Annotated in this window: 14 protein-coding genes; 7 read left to right on the forward strand and 7 right to left on the reverse strand. The window is 71.1% G+C overall.

What is annotated here, in order from left to right:
* Window positions 1–19: 19 nt before the first annotated feature.
* A complete protein-coding gene (rpmB, locus tag AB0K15_RS44730) occupies window positions 20–211 on the reverse strand; it encodes a 50S ribosomal protein L28 (RefSeq protein ID WP_364066580.1) in 192 nt (63 codons plus the stop codon).
* Between the two features lie 133 nt (window positions 212–344).
* Here rpmB and AB0K15_RS44735 point away from each other — a divergent pair, with 133 nt between their 5' ends.
* From AB0K15_RS44735 to AB0K15_RS44745, 3 genes are all read left to right on the forward strand, one after another.
* The gene (locus AB0K15_RS44735; RefSeq protein ID WP_364066583.1) at window positions 345–1,940 is read left to right on the forward strand and encodes a DAK2 domain-containing protein; all 1,596 of its coding nucleotides are present in this window, start codon (window positions 345–347) and stop codon (window positions 1,938–1,940) included.
* 2 nt (window positions 1,941–1,942) lie between these two features.
* On the forward strand, window positions 1,943–4,096 hold the full coding sequence (gene recG / locus AB0K15_RS44740) for an ATP-dependent DNA helicase RecG (RefSeq protein ID WP_364066586.1): 2,154 nt from the start codon (window positions 1,943–1,945) through the stop codon (window positions 4,094–4,096).
* Window positions 4,097–4,263: 167 nt separating this feature from the next.
* A complete protein-coding gene (locus AB0K15_RS44745) occupies window positions 4,264–4,884 on the forward strand; it encodes a GNAT family N-acetyltransferase (RefSeq protein WP_364066589.1) in 621 nt (206 codons plus the stop codon).
* A 313-nt stretch (window positions 4,885–5,197) separates the two neighbouring features.
* Here AB0K15_RS44745 and AB0K15_RS44750 read toward each other — a convergent pair whose 3' ends face one another.
* Entirely contained in the window at window positions 5,198–5,836 is a 639-nt protein-coding gene (locus tag AB0K15_RS44750) for a TetR/AcrR family transcriptional regulator (RefSeq protein ID WP_364066592.1), read from the reverse strand.
* Window positions 5,837–5,867: 31 nt separating this feature from the next.
* On the opposite strand from AB0K15_RS44750, the gene AB0K15_RS44755 reads away from it, so the two are divergent.
* Window positions 5,868–7,085, forward strand: a complete 1,218-nt coding sequence (locus AB0K15_RS44755; RefSeq protein ID WP_364066595.1) for an erythromycin esterase family protein — start codon at window positions 5,868–5,870, stop codon at window positions 7,083–7,085.
* Here the strand turns inward: AB0K15_RS44755 and AB0K15_RS44760 are convergent.
* Window positions 7,082–7,405 (reverse strand): DUF4288 domain-containing protein, encoded by a 324-nt coding sequence (locus AB0K15_RS44760; protein ID WP_364066598.1) that lies wholly within the window; start codon window positions 7,403–7,405, stop codon window positions 7,082–7,084. The genes AB0K15_RS44755 and AB0K15_RS44760 overlap by 4 nt on opposite strands.
* 178 nt (window positions 7,406–7,583) lie before the next feature.
* Here AB0K15_RS44760 and AB0K15_RS44765 point away from each other — a divergent pair, with 178 nt between their 5' ends.
* The 3 genes from AB0K15_RS44765 (at window position 7,584) to AB0K15_RS44775 (ending at window position 12,916) form a co-directional block, all read left to right on the forward strand.
* Window positions 7,584–8,477 carry a S8 family peptidase gene (locus AB0K15_RS44765; protein WP_364066601.1) on the forward strand — a complete coding sequence of 298 codons (894 nt, stop codon included), beginning with the start codon at window positions 7,584–7,586 and terminating at the stop codon, window positions 8,475–8,477.
* A gap of 142 nt (window positions 8,478–8,619) precedes the next feature.
* Window positions 8,620–11,997, forward strand: a complete 3,378-nt coding sequence (locus AB0K15_RS44770; protein ID WP_364066604.1) for a pyruvate carboxylase — start codon at window positions 8,620–8,622, stop codon at window positions 11,995–11,997.
* Window positions 11,998–12,118: 121 nt separating this feature from the next.
* The gene (locus AB0K15_RS44775) at window positions 12,119–12,916 is read left to right on the forward strand and encodes an arginase family protein (RefSeq protein WP_364066607.1); all 798 of its coding nucleotides are present in this window, start codon (window positions 12,119–12,121) and stop codon (window positions 12,914–12,916) included.
* Between the two features lie 150 nt (window positions 12,917–13,066).
* On the opposite strand, the gene AB0K15_RS44780 is transcribed toward AB0K15_RS44775, so the two are convergent.
* From AB0K15_RS44780 to AB0K15_RS44795, 4 genes are all read right to left on the reverse strand, one after another.
* Entirely contained in the window at window positions 13,067–13,453 is a 387-nt protein-coding gene (locus tag AB0K15_RS44780) for a GntR family transcriptional regulator (protein WP_364066610.1), read from the reverse strand.
* Window positions 13,454–14,167, reverse strand: a complete 714-nt coding sequence (locus tag AB0K15_RS44785; RefSeq protein ID WP_364066613.1) for a hypothetical protein — start codon at window positions 14,165–14,167, stop codon at window positions 13,454–13,456. It lies immediately after the preceding gene.
* 157 nt (window positions 14,168–14,324) lie between these two features.
* Complete coding sequence (locus AB0K15_RS44790; protein WP_364066616.1) at window positions 14,325–15,320, reverse strand: LLM class flavin-dependent oxidoreductase; 996 nt, start codon at window positions 15,318–15,320, stop codon at window positions 14,325–14,327.
* A gap of 454 nt (window positions 15,321–15,774) precedes the next feature.
* The gene (locus AB0K15_RS44795) at window positions 15,775–17,898 is read right to left on the reverse strand and encodes an ATP-binding domain-containing protein (RefSeq protein ID WP_364066619.1); all 2,124 of its coding nucleotides are present in this window, start codon (window positions 17,896–17,898) and stop codon (window positions 15,775–15,777) included.
* Between the last annotated feature and the right edge of the window lie 61 nt (window positions 17,899–17,959).

Consider the following 17,959-nt stretch of genomic DNA (forward strand, 5'->3'; position numbering starts at 1 on the left):
TATGCGAGCACCGGCAACCTCAACCGCGGACGACCTTGCCCGCCTTGATGCACGAGGTGCACACGTTGAGGCGCTTGTGCTGGGACACGCCGATCTTGGCGTGCACAGTCTGGATGTTCGGGTTCCACCGGCGGTTGGTACGCCGGTGGGAGTGCGAGACCGACTTGCCGAAGCCGGGTCCCTTGCCACAGACGTCGCACACGGCAGCCACGTCGAACTCCTCTGGATATGGGACAAAGAATGGCGCCCAGACCAGCTGGGCAACTCGTCCATAGTAACTACTCGTCTCGGGCGGGTCGCCGCGGGGTCGATACGCTCGCGGGAACCAGCGAGGAGGTTACGGGGTGCGGGTGCTGGACGTGGTGGCGGTGTCGGCCTGGTCGGCGGCGTGCGTGCACAGCCTGGAGGTGCTGCGCCCGGCGATCAACGGCATCAACGTGTACCCCGTCGCGGACTCCGACACGGGTTCGAACCTCCTGCACACCATGACCGGCGCGCGCGACGCGTTGGCCGCGGTGGAGCCGTCCGACGTGGCCGAGGCGCTGACCGTGCTGGCCAAGGGCGCCGTGGCCGCCGCGCGCGGCAACTCCGGCGTGATCATCTCCCAGGTCGTGCGCGGGATCGCCGACTGGACGGCCGACGGCGGCGACCTCGACGGCGCCGGTCTCGCGGCCGCGCTGGCGCACGCCGACCGGATCGCGACGGGCGCGGTGAGCCGGCCCGTCGCCGGGACGATGCTGACCGTCCTGCACTCCGTGGCCGCGGCGGTGCACGGGGACGCCCGTCCGCTGGCCGAGGTCGCGGCCACCGTCGCCGCGACCGCCGCGGCCGCGTTGGAGGAGACGCCCAAGCAGCTGCCGGCCCTCGCGAAAGCGGGGGTCGTCGACGCTGGCGGGCGCGGGCTCGTCGCCGTGCTCGACGCGCTGGCCGGCGTGATCAGCGGCACCGCCACCGAGCCCGAGCACGAGCTCACGACCACCGTCGGAGCCCCTGCGGCCGCTGAGCCCGCGCCGTACGCGTGGGAGGTCATGTACCTGCTGGACGGCGTCGAGGAAGCGCGGTTGCCGGCGTTGCGCAAGGAGCTGAGCGGCTTCGGCGACAGCGTCACGGTGGCCGGCGACGGGTCGGGCAGCCACGCCGTGCACGTCCACTGCGCCGACATCGGCGCGGCCATCGAGGCGGGACTGGAGCTGGGCCGCCCGCGCTGCATCCGCGTCGAACCGCTGGTCACGCCGACGCCGATCGAGCCGGGTGGCGGGCTGGACCGGTCGGTCGTGGCCGTGGTCCACGGCGCGGGGCTGGCCGAGCTGCTGCGGGCCGAGGGCGTGGCCGTGCTGGCCGTGCCGGACGGCGGGAAACCCGGCGTCGAGGACATGATCGGGCTGTTCAACGAGGCCGCGGGCCGGCACGTGACGGTGCTGCCGGGCGGGCTCGACCTCACGGCCGCGGCCGACGCGGCGGCGGGCCACGCGATGGCGGGCGACCGCGACGTCGTGGTGATCCCCTGCACGTCGCCGGTGCAGGTGCTGGCCGCCCTCGCCGTGCACGACGAGCGCCGGCGCGTGAACGACGACGTCGTCGCCATGGCCGAGGCCGCCGCGGCGACCAGGCGTGGCGAGGTGCGGATCGCGGGCGAGGAGTCGCTAACCTGGGTGGGCCGGGCCCAGTCCGGCGACGTGATCGGCCTGGTCGACGACGAGGTGGTGCTGATCGAACCGGCGCCGGCCTCGGAGACGAACCTCGTCGCGACCGCGATGAGCGTGCTCAACCGGATGCTGACGCTCGGCGGCGAGCTGGTCACCGTGCTGAGCGGGGCCGCCGCCCCGCCGGGCGTGACCGCGGAGCTCGCCGAGCAGCTGCGGCTGGAGCACCCCGAAGTGGAGTTGACGAGTTATGCCAGTGGCCAGGCCGGAGCCGTGCTGCTGATGGGGGTCGAATAGAAATGGCCGGGCTGCGCGAAAAGCTGCCGCTGCTGCTGGGCGCGAAGACGGCCAAAGCGCTGTCGGGTGCGCTCGACATCGAGACCGTCTCCGACCTGCTGCGCCACTACCCGCGCCGCTACGCCGAGCGCGGCGAGCTCACCGATATCGCCGGCCTGGAGCTGGGCGAACACGCGACCGTGCTGGCGCGGATCGAGAAGATCAGCAAGCGGCGGATGAAGTCGCGCAACGGCACGATCCTCGACATGGTCATCACCGACGGGAAACGCCGGCTGGCCTGCGCGTTCTTCAACCAGGCGTGGCGCGAGAAGGAACTGGCGCCGGGCAAGACCGGCCTGTTCGCGGGCAAGGTCACGGCGTTTCGCGACACCCTGCAGCTGGCCAACCCGGAGTACGAGCTGCTCGACGCCGAACGCGAAGCCGAGGCCGTCGACAACTTCCTGGCCGAGATCATCCCCGTCTACCCGGCGGCGCAGGGCATGCCGACGTGGTCGATCGCGAAGTGCGTGCGCCAGGTCCTCGACGTGCTGGAGGTCGACGCCGATCCGATGCCCGCCGACGTGCTGAAGCAGCACGGGCTGCCCGGTCTCGAACGGGCGTTGCGCGGCATCCACCGGCCCGAGGACTGGGCGCACCTGGAGACCTCGCGCCACCGTCTCAAGTGGGACGAGGCGATGGCCGTGCAGCTGATTTTCGCGCAGCGGCGCCATTCCGCGGTGTCGCGCCCGGCCAAGGCCAGCCCGCACACCGACGGCGGGCTGCTCGACGCGTTCGACAAGCGCCTGCCGTTCGACCTCACCGCCGGCCAGCGCGCGATCGGCGACGAGATCGCGGCGGACCTGGCGACCGAGCACCCGATGAACCGCTTGTTGCAGGGCGAGGTGGGTTCGGGCAAGACCGTGGTCGCGCTGCGGGCGATGCTGCAGATCGTCGACTCGGGGCGGCAGTCGGCGATGCTCGCGCCCACGGAGGTGCTGGCGGCGCAGCACGCGCGTTCGCTGCGGGAGATGCTCGGCGAGCTCGGCATGGCGGGGGAGCTGGGGGCCGCGGAGAAGGCCACGCGTGTGACGTTGCTCACCGGCTCGATGGGCGCGAAGGAACGCAAGAAGTCGCTGCTGGAGACGGTGAGCGGCGAGGCGGGCATCGTCGTCGGCACGCACGCGCTGATCCAGGACACCGTGCAGTTCGCCGACCTCGGGTTCGTCGTGGTCGACGAGCAGCACCGCTTCGGCGTGGAGCAGCGCGACGCCCTGCGTTCGCGCGGTTCGGACTCCACGTCGCCGCACGTGCTGGTGATGACCGCGACGCCGATCCCGCGCACGGTCGCGATGACCGTCTACGGCGACCTGGAGACGTCCGCGCTGCGCGAGATGCCCGTCGGGCGCTCGCCGATCAAGACGAGCGTGGTGCCGGTGGCGGAGAAGCCCGCGTGGCTCGACCGGGCGTGGGAGCGCGTGCGCGAGGAGGTCTCGAAGGGGCACCAGGCGTACGTCGTGTGTCCGCGTATCGGCGACGAGCCCCCGTCGGACAAGAGCGACAAGCGACCGCCGCTCGCCGTGCTGGACGTGGCGCCGGAGCTGGCCGGCGGGCCGTTGAAGGGCCTTCGCGTTGCGGCACTGCACGGCCGCATGCCCGCGGACGAGAAGGACGCCGTGATGCAGGCCTTCGGCGCCGGCCAGATCGACGTCCTCGTGGCGACCACCGTCGTCGAGGTCGGCGTGAACGTCCCCAACGCCACCGCCATGGTCATCCTCGACGCCGACCGCTTCGGCGTGAGCCAGCTGCACCAGCTGCGCGGCCGCGTCGGCCGGGGCAGCGTGCCGGGCCTGTGCCTGCTGGTGACGGAGACCCTGGACGGCACCTCCACCCGCGAACGCCTCGCCGCCGTCGAGTCCACCACCGACGGCTTCGAACTCTCCCGCCTGGACCTCGAACTCCGCCGCGAGGGCGACATCCTCGGCGCGGCCCAGTCCGGGAAACGCTCGGGCCTGAAACTGCTCTCGCTCCTGCGCGACGAAGACGTGATCACCGAGGCGCGCGCCCAGTCCCAGGAAATCGTGCTGCGCGACCCGACGCTCTCTTCGTACCCTGGCCTGGCCCAGATGGTGTCCGATGTGGTGGACATGGAACGCGCGGAGTACCTGGAGAAGAGTTGACTGGTTCGGAGCACTCGGTGTCTTTGGCTCGGACGGCTGCGGGCGACTCTGGCTCAGTTTCGCGTTCGGGCTCTGTGCCTGCTGTGGAGCCTTCGGGCCGCCCGGCTGATTCCGGCTCCGGCGCTGTGCCTGCTTCAGGCCGTCTGGCTGATCGCGGGGCCGGCGCCGTGCCTGCTTCAGGCCATTCGGCCGGCTCGGGCTCCAGCTCTGCCTCGGACTCTTTCGCTGCGACTGCCACAGCCCCGCTGACTGTCCCGGGTTCGGCTGCCACCGTCCGCCCCGCCGTCGTCGCGGATGCGCCCGGCATCGCCCGCGTCCACGTCGGCTCCTGGCAGGCCGCCTACTCGGGCCTCCTCCCGGCCGACTTCCTCGCCGGCCTCTCGGTGTCCCGCCGCGAAGCCTTCTGGGCGGAAAGCCTGGCCTCCCCGGCGCCCCACCACACCGTCCTCGTCGCCGAAACCCCCGACGGCACCATCGCCGGCTTCGCCGCCTCCAGCCCCAGCCGCGACGACGACGCCACCCCGGACACCGGCGAACTCGCCGCGATCTACCTGCTGCCCGAGTTCTGGAGCCAGGGCTACGGCCGCGCCCTCCACGCCCACGCCCTCACCGCCCTGGCCACCGACTTCTCCACCGCCACCCTCTGGGTCCTCGCGGGCAACACCCGCGCCCGCACCTTCTACGAACGCACCGGCTGGACCCTCGACGGCCGCACCAAGGTCGAATCCCTCGCGAACGGCACGGTCGCCCTCGAGGAAGTCCGCTACCGCACCTCACCTCGCGGCTGACCCTTTCGCCCCTCAACGGCAACTGCGGTTTCACCCACCGGCTCCGGACTTCAACGCCCGCACGAACAGGAACGCCGGCTTCGTGTCCAGTACCTCGAACAGCTCGGGGTCCACGTCCGGCCCGCACTCCGGTCGCCCCACAACTCGTCGCCACTCACCGGCGACACCGAGGTCGAGCCGCAGTTCCCGCCGACTTCCGCACGAGATCCCGCCTCCGCCGCGAGAGGTCAAGCCTCCAGTGCTGCGCTCCACTCGCCGAGTGACGCACGAACACCCCAGCCCGCACCGCCGCAGCTGCGTCCGCCGGGAGAGGTCAAGCCTCCAGCGCTGCGCCTCCGCCCGTCGATTCCCGCACGAACACCCCAGCCCGCGCCGCCGCCGCAGCGGCCTCCGCGGCCACCCGTGCATCAGCCGCCGTCAGCGGCTCGCGCGAGATGAACAGCCGGTAGAAGATCGGCCCGCTCGCCACGCGCACCACTTCCGCCGCATCGGTCCCGGCCGGTACCTCGCCTCGCGCGATCGCCCGGGTGACCATCACGGCCGAGCGCCCGTGGCGGTCCTCGTAGAACCCGTGCAGCGCCTCCGCCGCCCGCGGGGAGTGGAAGGCCGCCAGCACCGACGCCGTCGGCAGCTCGCGCAGGCCGGGCTCGGTGAAGTACTGCACGAGTTCCAGCAGCGTCTCCGCCAGGTCGCCCGCCAGCGAACCGGTGTCGGGCGCCGTCCACGGTTGTTCGGTGCCCAGGCGCAGCGCGGCGGCCACGAGCCCGTCCGTCGACTCCCAGCGGCGGTAGATCGTGGTCTTGTGCACGCCCGACCGGTCGGCGACCGCGTCCACCGTCAGGTTCGTGAAGCCCTGCTCCGCGAGCAGGTCGAGCGTCGCCTGCAGCACGGCGAGGCGGGTGCGCTCCGTGCGCCCACCCGGTCGGCGGGTTCCGGCCAATTCGCTTGCCAAGTGCGACTCCAGTTGCGTTAGTGTGCCCAGTATGCCAGACCTCGACTTCCGCACGCCCTTCTCGCCCGAAGACGTTTCGCCGATCGCCGACCTGGTCGGAGACGCGCGCATCGTCGCGATCGGGGAAAACAACCACCACATCCGCGAGTTCGGCGAGCTCCGCAACCGGCTGCTGCGCCACCTCGTGGAGGAACGTGGCTTCACCGTGCTCGGGTTCGAGTCGGGGTTCGCCGAAGGTGAGCTCGTGGACGGCTGGCTGCGCGGCGCTCCCGGTGACGTCGCCGAAATCGGGCGAGACGGCTTCACCTTCTCGCTCGGCGACTCACCCGAGGCGCACGACATGCTCACCTGGCTCCGCGGCCACGGCGGCGTCCGCTACGCCGGCCTTGACGTCCCGAGCTCGGGCGGCTCACCCGTGCCCGCGCTGAAGGCCGTGCAGCGCTACCTCGAGGACGTCGCCCCCGACGTCGTCTCGCTGGTCGAGGCCGGTCTCACCGCTTCGGAGCCGTACGCGTCCGTCAGCAGCGCCGTCGCCCCTGGCCGTTACGCGGCGATGGCCGCCCCCGCGCGCGACGCCGCAACGGCGGCCTTCACCGCACTCCTGTCCCACCTCGAATCGCTGGCACCCGTCTACTCGCAGCGGCGCGACCGGGACGCCCACGCCATCGCCGAGCACCACGCCCTCGGCGCCCTGCGCATCGACATGTACCTGCGCGAACTGGCGGCGATGATGGCGGGCGTCGCGCCGTCGATGCAGAGTTCTTCGCGCGACACATACATGGCGTCGACCGTGAAGCTGCTTCGCCGGTTACACGGCGAAGGCGCGAAGATCGTCGTGATGGTCCACAACGGACACCTCCAGCGCGTCCCCTTCGCCGCGGCGCCCGGCATGGTCTTCCCCTCGGCCGGCACGCACCTGGCCGCGGAGTTCGGCGACGACTACTTCACCCTGGGCGTCACCGCCGGCTCCGGGACCACCAGCGGCCTCACCCCGGACGAGAGCGAACGCCTCGGCTTCCGCGTCCACACCGAGGAACTCCCGCCGCCGGCCGACGACAGCGTCGAAGCGACCCTCGCCGGCTCCGACGCCTGCCTCGTAGACCTGCGTGCCAACCGTGTGAAGGGCGTGGCGGGCCCGACGAGCGTGCGTCACGCCCACATGTTCACCCAGGTCGATGTCGTCCAGACCTTCGACGCCCTGGTCTACCTGCCGACGATGTCCGTCAGCGGCCACGTGACCGAGGTCTAGTCCGCCATCAGCGGTTCGAATCGCCGATAGGCGGCGAAATCGCGAAAGTGCCGGGCGTACAGGTCGGCGTCGCGCGTGAGGTCGTCCTCGAGGGCGCGCGCGACGTCGACCACCTGCTTGCAGCGCAACGTGATCAGCTCGCCCTGCTCGTTGCGGTGGCTGCCCGTTTCGCCTTCGACGCGCCGGGCCACGGCTTCGCGCGCGGCTTCTTCGCTCTCGGCGTACACGAGTACGAAGTCCTCGCGGTACAGCGGTTCGTACGTGGGCGAATCGCTCGTTGCCTCGTTAAGGACAACCGCGACGTACGCGTTGGCGCTCATCGTTCCCCCGGGGTTGATCCCATGATCACTTTCGCCGCACACCGGCGAGCGGGCAACCGGTTTTTCAGGCCCAAACACGGACCAGCCCATCGTGTGACGTCGAGTTGCCGTGGGCGCGCGCCCGGGATACGACGCAGGAATGCGGAACCGAACGGCTCGTGGTCTTTTTTCGGCGACAATGGTGTTCCTGCTGGTGGCGGCGGGAAACTCGCCCGCGCTCGCGGCCGGTGGCACGCAGGTGAACCCCCCGAGCTGGGCGCTCGACCGGATCGATCAACGGACGGGCCTCGACCAGAAGTACCGCTACGAATCCGACGCCGCTGACGTCACGGTCTACGTCATCGACAGCGGTGTCGACGCCAAGCACCCCGAGTTCCAGGGTCGTGTCCAGCCGGGCAAGGACTTCCTGACGACCGGCACCGACACCTCCGACACCAACGGCCACGGCACCCGCGTCGCCGGCATCGTCGCCGGTCGCAGCTACGGCGTCGCCAAGGCCGCGCAGATCTTCCCGGTCCGTGTGCTCGACAAGGACGGTGGCGGGTCCACCGACAACATCATCGCGGGCATCAACTGGGTCGCCCAGAACGCCCACCAGCCGGCCGTCGCGGTACTCGGCATCGGCGGCGTCGCCAATGAGCAGCTGGACAACGCCGTCGCCGGCCTCGCCGCGGTGATGCCCACCGTCGTCCCCGCGGGCGAAGGCGGCGAAGACGACAGCCAAGTTTCGCCGGCGAGGGTCCCGGCCGCGCTCACCGTCGCGGCGAGCGACGTGCAGGACCAGGTGGCGACTTTCTCGGATTTCGGGACGCCCGTCGACCTCTACGCACCGGGCGTCGACATCCCGGCGCCGATCGCGGGTTCGTCGGACGTCGGCACGTTATCGGGTACGTCGATGGCCGCGGCCGTCGTCGCGGGCGCCGCCGCCGTCTACCGATCCCTGCACCCGGATGCCGCACCGGCCGACGTCACCAAGGCGTTGGTGCAGGCAGCGACCCCGGACGTGCTGAAAAACGTGCCGTCCGGCACAGCCAACCGACTGCTCTGCACCTTGGCCGCGCCGACGTCCTGACTGTTGCGGCGAGCCTGAGATCCCCGCATCATGCACGCAGGTCGGTGCGCATGATGTCCATCACTTGGACTTCAGCTCCCGGGGGGCGAGAAGAACCGGGTAACGTGCCTTCACTACCGATCCGAAACGGGAAGGACCGGGCATGTTCCGCAAGGTGCTGGTGGCCAACCGCGGTGAGATCGCGATCCGAGCGTTCCGCGCAGGCTACGAACTGGGGGCGGGCACGGTTGCCGTGTTCCCGCACGAAGACCGCAACTCGCTCCATCGGCTGAAGGCCGACGAGGCCTACGAGATCGGGGAGCCCGGCCACCCGGTGCGCGCCTATCTCTCCGTCGAGGAGATCGTCAAGGCCGCCAAGAAGGCGGGTGCCGACGCGGTCTACCCGGGTTACGGCTTCCTGTCGGAGAATCCGGACTTGGCGCTCGCCTGTGAGCAGGCGGGGATCACCTTTGTCGGCCCGAGCGCCGAAATCCTCGAGCTCACGGGCAACAAGGCGCGCGCCGTGAAGGCCGCGCGCGAGGCCGGCGTGCCGGTGCTGGGTTCGTCGGAGCCCTCCAGCGACGTCGACGCCCTGGTGGCCGCAGCCGAAGACCTCGGTTTCCCGGTGTTCGTCAAGGCCGTCGCCGGCGGTGGTGGCCGCGGCATGCGGCGCGTCGAGGACCCGGCGATGCTGCGCGAGTCCATCGAAGCCGCGGCCCGCGAGGCGGAATCGGCGTTCGGCGACCCGACGGTGTTCCTCGAGAAGGCCGTGGTCGAACCGCGGCACATCGAGGTGCAGATCCTCGCCGACGGCGAGGGCAACGTCATCCACCTCTACGAGCGCGACTGCTCCGTGCAGCGCCGCCACCAGAAGGTGGTCGAGCTCGCGCCCGCGCCGAACCTCGACCCCGAACTGCGCGACCGCATCTGTGCCGACGCCGTGCGCTTCGCGCGCCAGATCGGCTACCGCAACGCCGGCACCGTCGAGTTCCTGCTCGACCGCGAGGGCAACCACGTGTTCATCGAGATGAACCCGCGGATCCAGGTCGAGCACACGGTGACCGAGGAGGTCACCGACGTCGACCTCGTGCAGTCCCAGCTGCGCATCGCCTCCGGCGAAACGCTGGCCGACCTCGGCCTCTCGCAGGACAAGATCTACCTGCGCGGCGCCGCGCTGCAGTGCCGCATCACCACGGAAGACCCGGCCAACGGCTTCCGCCCCGACACCGGCATGATCAGCGCCTACCGCTCACCGGGCGGCTCCGGCATCCGGCTCGACGGCGGTACCGCATTCTCCGGCACGGAGATCAGCGCACACTTCGACTCGCTGCTCGTGAAGCTCACCTGCCGTGGCCGCGACTTCAAGACCGCCGTGGGCCGAGCCCGCCGCGCCGTCGCGGAGTTCCGCATCCGCGGTGTCTCCACGAACATCCCGTTCCTCCAGGCGGTGCTCGACGACCCGGACTTCCGCGAAGGCCGCGTCACCACGTCGTTCATCGAGGAACGTCCGCACCTGCTCACCGCGCGCCACTCGGCGGACCGCGGCACGCGCCTGCTCACCTACCTGGCCGACCAGACGGTGAACCGTCCTCACGGCGAGCGTCCGCGCACCCTCGACGCGACGGCGAAGCTGCCGAAGCTGCCCGCCGACGTGACCCCGCCGGACGGCTCGAAGCAGAAGCTCACCGAGCTGGGCCCGGCCGGCTTCGCCCACTGGCTGCGGCAGTCGCCGATGCTCGGCGTCACCGACACGACCTTCCGCGACGCCCACCAGTCGCTGCTCGCCACGCGCGTGCGCACGAAAGACCTGCTGGCCGTCGCTCCGGTCGTCGCCGCGACCGTGCCACAGCTGCTGTCCCTCGAGTGCTGGGGCGGCGCCACCTACGACGTCGCCCTGCGCTTCCTGGCCGAGGACCCGTGGGAGCGCCTCGAGCAGCTGCGCGAAGCCGTGCCCAACATCTGCCTGCAGATGCTGCTGCGCGGCCGCAACACCGTGGGCTACACGCCGTACCCCACCGAGGTGACGCACGCGTTCATCGAAGAGGCGACGGCCACCGGCATCGACATCTTCCGCATCTTCGACGCCCTCAACGACGTCGAGCAGATGCGGCCGGCCATCGAAGCCGTGCGCGAAACCGGCACTGCCGTCGCCGAAGTGGCGCTCTGCTACACCTCCGATCTGTCCGATCCCCGCGAAAACCTCTACACGCTCGACTACTACCTCAAGCTGGCCGAGCAGATCGTGGGCGCCGGGGCGCACATCCTGGCCATCAAGGACATGGCGGGCCTGCTCCGCGCACCCGCCGCCGCGAAGCTCGTGACGGCGCTGCGCAAGGAGTTCGACCTCCCCGTGCACATCCACACGCACGACACCGCGGGCGGCCAGCTGGCCACCTACCTCGCCGCCATCCAGGCGGGCGCGGACGCGGTCGACGGCGCCGTGGCGTCCATGGCCGGCACGACGTCGCAGCCCTCGCTCGGCTCGATCGTCGCGGCGACCGACCACTCCGACCGCATCACGGGCCTCGACCTGCAGGCGATCGGTGACCTCGAGCCCTACTGGGAGAGCGTGCGCAAGATCTACGCGCCGTTCGAGGCCGGCCTCGCGTCGCCCACCGGGCGCGTGTACCACCACGAAATCCCGGGCGGCCAGCTCTCCAACCTGCGCACGCAGGCCATCGCGCTGGGCCTCGGTGATCGCTTCGAGGACATCGAGGCCATGTACGCCGCGGCCGACAAGATCCTCGGCCACCTCGTGAAGGTCACGCCTTCGTCCAAGGTGGTCGGCGACCTCGCGCTGCACCTCGTGGGCGCCGGTGTCTCACCCGCGGACTTCGAGGCCGAGCCCAACAAGTTCGACATCCCGGACTCCGTGATCGGCTTCCTGCGCGGGGAGCTCGGTGACCCGCCGGGTGGCTGGCCGGAGCCGTTCCGCACCAAGGCGCTGGAGGGCCGTTCGGCGGCCAAGCCCGCGGCGGAACTGTCCGAAGAGGACCGCAAGGACCTCACCGAAAACCGGCGCGGCGCCCTGAACCGGCTGCTCTTCCCCGGCCCGACGAAGGAGTTCGAAGCCCACCGCGAGGCCTACGGCGACACGAGTGTGCTGTCCAGCAAGGACTTCTTCTACGGTCTGCGCCCGGGTGAGGAGTACGCGGTCGACCTGGAGCCCGGCGTCCGGCTGCTCATCGAGCTCGAAGCCATCGGTGAGGCCGACGAGCGCGGTGTGCGCACGGTGATGTCGACGCTCAACGGCCAGCTTCGGCCGATCCAGATCCGCGACCGTGCCATCGCCTCGGACATCCCCGCGACCGAAAAGGCCGAGAAGGGCAACCCGAAGCAGATCGCGGCTCCCTTCGCCGGTGTGGTGACGTTGCAGGTGGCGGAAGGCGATCAGGTGGAGGCCGGCGCGACCGTGGCGACGATCGAGGCCATGAAGATGGAAGCTTCGATCACCGCTTCAGCGGCGGGCAAGGTCGGTCGGTTGGCGATCACCTCCGTTCAGCAGGTCGAGGGCGGGGACCTCCTCATCGTGCTCGAGTAGCGCCCCGCGGCGCCAGTTTCGACCGTCGCGAACGGTCCATTCGTGCCATCACGGCGCGAATGGACCGTTCGCGCCGTCTCGGGCTCGTCTCGACCGGCGTCGCCGCGCTAACGTCGGGCGCATGCTGATCAACGCGGTGCCGCAGTGGCAGGGCGCGATCGGCCCCCGGGCACGGGGACTGGTCGAGGGCTGCCTCGCGCTTTCCGAGCTGGCCGGGCACGTCCTCGGCCTGCCGGTGCACCACATCCACCAGGACCCCGGAACCTCCGACGCGGTGTCGGGCGTCGCCAACCGGGCCGTGCTCACTGGCACGAACCGAGGGGCGCAACTCGCCGCGCTCGAAGCACCCGGCGGCCCGGTCCTGACGATCGGCGGCGACTGCGGAGTCGAGCTCGTGCCGATCGGCGTCGCGCGATACCGCTACGGGCCGGCGCTCGGCGTCGCCTGGTTCGACGCGCACGCGGACCTGAACACGGCGGCGTCGTCACCTTCGGGCGCGTTCCACGGCATGGTGCTGCGGTCGCTGCTCGGCGAAGGCGACGAGCAGTTCGCGGCCCACCCGGCCGTCGAAGCCGGCCGCGTGGCCTTGTTCGGAGCACGGGCTTTCGACGCCCCGGAGGAAGAGGCCATCGGCCGGGGTTTGGCTGTGCGCACCGACGATGCCGCTGCGACGTTGCGCGAGTCCGGCGCCGAGCAGGTGTACCTGCACCTCGACCTCGACGTGCTGGACCCGGCGTCGTTCGGCGGCGTCAACTACCCGGAGCCCGGTGGGCTGACGGTCAGCGAGCTTGTCCGGGCGATCGATGCACTGTCCGAAATGGATGTCATCGGCGCGGGGATCACGGAGTGTGTGGGCACGGAGCTCGAGGTTCTCGAGCCCGTGATCGCCGCGGTGGGGAGGGTGCTGCTGCAGGACTGAACCCGTTTGCCCACAGGCGGATTCCGCTTCCGCGGTGATCTTCGCCCCGGTGCGCGACCACGAGAGAGTACGGCCAGAAGGAGGTGTGCCCGAGCCGTACCGGAGATGGTCTGCGAAATGGCGAAGTGTGCGCCGGCCGGGGATCGGGGGTTACTGCTGGTCTTGCGGAACGTCGCTGAGGGCCGCACGCGCGGCGTCGATGGCTTCCTTTGGATCGACACCCAGCTCCCGGACGCGCTGGGCGTACTCGGTGGCAGCGTCGCGGAGCAGTGACGCGCGGTCCGGCCGCTCGGCCGAGCCGGTGACGACTGTTCCCTTCGCCCGAGCCGTGGTCACCCATCCGGCGGCTTCGAGCTCGCGGTAGACGCGGGCGACCGTGCCGGAAGCGAGCCCGAGGTCTCGGGCGAGCTGACGGATCGGCGGCAGCCGGGCGTCGGCAGGCAGTGCGCCGGTGCCGATCGCGCGGACGATCTGGTCGTGGATCTGACGCCAGGGAGCGACGCCGCTGTCGGCATCGACCGTCACTCGCAGCGGCATTTACTTCGCCGCCGCGGTCGCGGGCAGTTTCCGCGGCGGCGTGGCGATCGCGATGAACGCGGCGAGCGTGACGACGAACGCCAGGAACGAGGGCAAGTTGCCGCCGGGCCAGGCGGTCGCGCCGGCGGCGAGCCCGAGTGCGACGCGTGCGCTGCGGCAACGCAGCGCGAGGTCGACGTCGGGATCACCCGCAGCCGGCCGTCGGACGGCAAGGAGCACCACGCCCCACGCGACCCCGGTGGTCGCGACGGTGATGCCGAACAACGGCCATTCGCCGATCACGGCGAGGTGGACCGCGGCAGCGAGCGCGGCCAGCGCGCTGACGATGATCGCCCAGAGCGGCGCGAAGTCGAGGATGCCGCGCGGCGCCAGTACGGCCTCGCGTCGCGAGCTCGGAGATGGGCGTTGCGAGAGCACTTCGGCGATCAACCCGCCGAGGAGGAGCACGGGCATGATCGTGCTGAGGTTGTTGGCGTTCGCGAAGTTCGCCGCGCCGGGGACGAGCGGGAGGCCCACGAAGAGCCACGGATACCAGAGCCTGCGGCGGCGCAGGTAGAGCACGGCCACGGACACCTGGTCCGGGGTCGCGTCGGGCAGGCCCCATTTGGCGAGCAGGCGCGCGCCCTGGCGTTGGCCCGGCCAGAGCACGAACAGGATGGCCAGGCCGAGCAGACCGCAAGCGATCGCGACGCCGACCGCGGAGTCGAGGTGCATGGTGGTCCCCTGTCTTGTATCAAGCTCATGGTACAAGACGGAGGGGTGTCGTGCACAGCGCCGGTCCGCGTTGCCGTCGAGCGACGACGAGGAACTCGGTGGGAGCGGAAAAGAAAAATCCCGGCCACCTGGGCCGGGATCTCTCTTCTGCGTGCCGTCAATTCTTGAGGTCCGCCACGATCTCGTAGGAGCGCACGCGGTCTTCGTGCCCGTGGACCATGGTGGTGACCATGAGCTCGTCAGCGCCCGTGTCGGCGAGGAGCTGGTCGAGTCCCTTTCGGACGGTCTCGGGTGAGCCGATGATGCTCGACCCGAACCGGTCGGCGAGGAACGCGCGGTCCATCTCCGTGTACGGGTACTCGGCGGCTTCCTCGGGCGTCGGCATCGCGATGGGGCGGCCGCGGCGCAGGCTGAGGAACGTCAGCCCGCTGGGGCCGGCCAGGAACTGCGCGCGCTCGTCGGTCTCCGCGGCGACCACGGACACGCCGAGCATCACGTACGGCTCGGCCAGCGTCTCGGACGGGCGGAAGTTCTCCCGGTAGAGCTGCACGGCCGGCAGCGTGTTCTCGGCCGCGAAGTGGTGCGCGAAGGAGAACGGCACGCCGAGGCGGCCGGCCAGCTGCGCGCTGAAGCCGGACGAGCCCAGCAGCCACAACGGGGGCTTGTTGCCCTCGGCGGTCACGGCGTTGACGCCGCGCGCCGGGTCGCGCTCGAAGTACTCGAGCAGCTCCATCAGCTGCTCGGGGAAGTTCTCGGCGGACAGCCCGCCGGGGCCGCGCAGCGCGAGCGCCGTGCGCTGGTCGGTGCCGGGCGCGCGCCCGATACCGAGGTCGATGCGGTTCGGGTGCAGCGCCTCCAGCGTGCCGAACTGCTCGGCCACCACGAGCGGCGCGTGGTTGGGCAGCATGATGCCGCCCGACCCCACACGGATCGACTCCGTGGCGTCGGCGACGGTCCCGATCAGCACCACCGTCGCCGAGCTGGCGATGCCCGGCATGTTGTGGTGCTCGGCGAGCCAGTAGCGGCGATACCCCAGCCGCTCGGCGTGACGGGCGAGGTCGATGGTGTTGCGCAGCGCTTCGCCGACCCCGTGCCCGTCCGAGACGGGGGAGAGGTCGAGCACGGACAGCGGGACGTCAGGCAGGGAACTCACGTGAAGCAGTAACGCACACGACGGCTGTTCCCTTCCCGGCGACTCAAGGTCCGGTGGCCGGTGTTCGGTCGAGATCGGACACCTCGGCGGTTTCGTCGCTCGGTGGCGAATCCGGGCCGCGCAAGCGCCGGGGCCACGGCCCCGGAGACACGGTGCGGACGCGGACGAGTCGGCGCGAGCGGGGGCGTGGCAGCTTGTGGCCGGCCTCACGGTCGGGGGACGCGAACCTTTGGCAGGCGCGAGGGCGTTGGGCGTCCAGGTCGCGCGGATTTCGCCGATCGACGGCGAACCGGCGCCCGCAACCCGGCCGAGGCGTGGCCCGGCGAGTGCTTGCGTGGCCCGCGCGCCGCGGGTGGGCGCAGGCCCGAGAGTGCGGTCGATTCGGTCACACGGCCCGGGCCCGAGATCTCGGGCCGGGCGGGGTGTCGCCGCTGAGGGGCGACGGGGCGGAGGGTCAGGTGGTGGGCAGCCAGTCCGGGTTGGAGGCCAGGACGATGAGGTGCTGGGTCGCCCGGGTGAGGGCGACGTAGAGGACACGGCGGCCGGTGGAGGACTCGGTGACGAGGTCCATCGGCTCGACGAGGACGACGGCGTCGTATTCGAGGCCCTTGGAGTCGAGGCTGCCGACGACCTTGAGGCGTTCGTCGGTCTCGTCGGTGAACCAGGCGGTGACCTCGGGGACGCGGTCCATGGCCGTGATGACGCCCACGGTGCCTTCGACGGAGCCGAGGAGTTCCTTCACCGCGGCCTGCGTCGCGCCTTCCAGGGCGCCGGCCTCGACGGGGCGGACCTCGGGTTCGATGCCGGTGGTGCGGACGGCCCGGGGGAGCTCGTCGGCCTGGGCGTGGCCGGTGACGACCTTGGCGGCGAGGTCGAAGATCTCCGCGGAGTTGCGGTAGTTGGTGCGCAGCGTGAAGCGGCGGCGGGTGGTCTTCAGGCCGAAGGCCTGGTCGCGGGCGGCCGCGGCCTCGTCGGGGTCGGGCCAGGAGCTCTGGACGGGGTCGCCGACGACGGTCCAGCTGGCGTACTTGCCACGGCGGCCGACCATGCGCCATTGCATGGGGGACAGGTCCTGGGACTCGTCGACGACGACGTGGGAGTACTCGTCGTAGTGCTCGGGGCGGTGGGTGCCGCCGCCGGTGGTGCCGCGCTCGGGCTCGGCCTCGAGGACGGTTTGGCGACGGCGCCGCTTGGGCTCGGGGCCGACGAGGACGCGCAGCTCGTCGAGCAGGGCGACGTCGGCCACGGACCAGCCGCGCGAACGGTCGGCGAAGTCGGCGGCGAGAACGGAGATCTCGTGGCGGTTGAGCACGCCCTTCGCGGCCGCGGCGAGGCGCTTCTCGTCGCCGAGCCACTTGAGGATCTGCGCGGGGTAGAGGACCGGCCACCAGACGACGAGGAAGCGGTGGAACTCGATGCGCTCGCCGAGGTCGTTGATCAGCTCCGCGCGGTCGAGCTGCTTGCCGTCGGCCTTCGCGTACTCCTCGGCCTTGTCGGCGAGCGCGCCCAGCAGCAGCTCGGCCGTGCGCACGCGCGCGCGGTTCGGCGGGGCGCCCTGGGTGTGGGCCTTGCGGCGCACCTTCTCCAGCTCGCGCGCCGAGAGCTTGAGCACCTCGCCGCGGTAGACGATGCGCATCTCCTGCGGCGATTCCGGCGGCGTGTCGCGCAGCGCGCGCAGCAGCACCTTCCGCATGCGCAGCGAGCCCTTGATCGCGGCGAGCTCGGAGGTGTCCTGACGCGTGGCGGCGAGGCCATCGAGCACCTCGCCGAGGGCGCGCAGCTCCACGTTCGTCTCGCCCATCGACGGCAACACCCGCGAGATGTACGTGGTGAACACCCCGGACGGCCCGATCACGAGCACACCGGCGCCGCCGAGCTGGCGGCGGTGGCGGTAGAGCAGGTACGCGGCGCGGTGCAGGGCGACGGCCGTCTTGCCCGTGCCCGGGCCGCCCGTGATCTCGGTGACCCCGCGCCACGGCGCGCGGATCACCTCGTCCTGTTCCTTCTGGATCGTGGCGACGATGTCGCGCATCTTCTCGCCGCGGGAACGGCCGAGCGCGGCCATCAGCGCGCCCTCGCCGACCACCTGCATGTCCTCGGGGACGGCGTCGGGGATGAGCACGTCGTCGTCGACGTCGAGCACGTTCTGGCCGGAGCAGCGGATGACGCGGCGGCGCACCACGTCCATCGGCTCCTCGGCCGTGGCCTGGTAGAACGCCGCGGCGGCGGGCGCGCGCCAGTCGGTGACGAGGTTGTCGAACTCGTTGTCGCGGATGCCGAGGCGGCCGACGTAGATGTGGTCGCGGTCGAGGTGGTCGAGGCGGCCGAACACGAGGCCCTCGTACTCGGCGTCGAGCGTCTGGAGGGTCTGGTTGGCGTGGAAGACCATCATGTCGCGCTCGAAAAGCATCGAGGCCTGTTCGAAAATCGCCTCGCGCTGGGCGCCTTGCCCCAGCTCGTAGCCCTTGGTGCGCATCGCCTCGGCCTGTGCCCGCAGCTCGGCGAGCCGGGTGTAGACCCGATCCACGTGGGCCTGCTCGACGGCGATCTCCGCCCGTCTCACCCGGGGTTCCGACACGCAATGCTCCTAAACGACTCGATGCCTCACGAGGGCGAAGAACGACTGTACGCGCCCGCGC

Source organism: Amycolatopsis sp. NPDC049253, from assembly GCF_040678995.1.
Taxonomy (GTDB): domain Bacteria; phylum Actinomycetota; class Actinomycetes; order Mycobacteriales; family Pseudonocardiaceae; genus Amycolatopsis.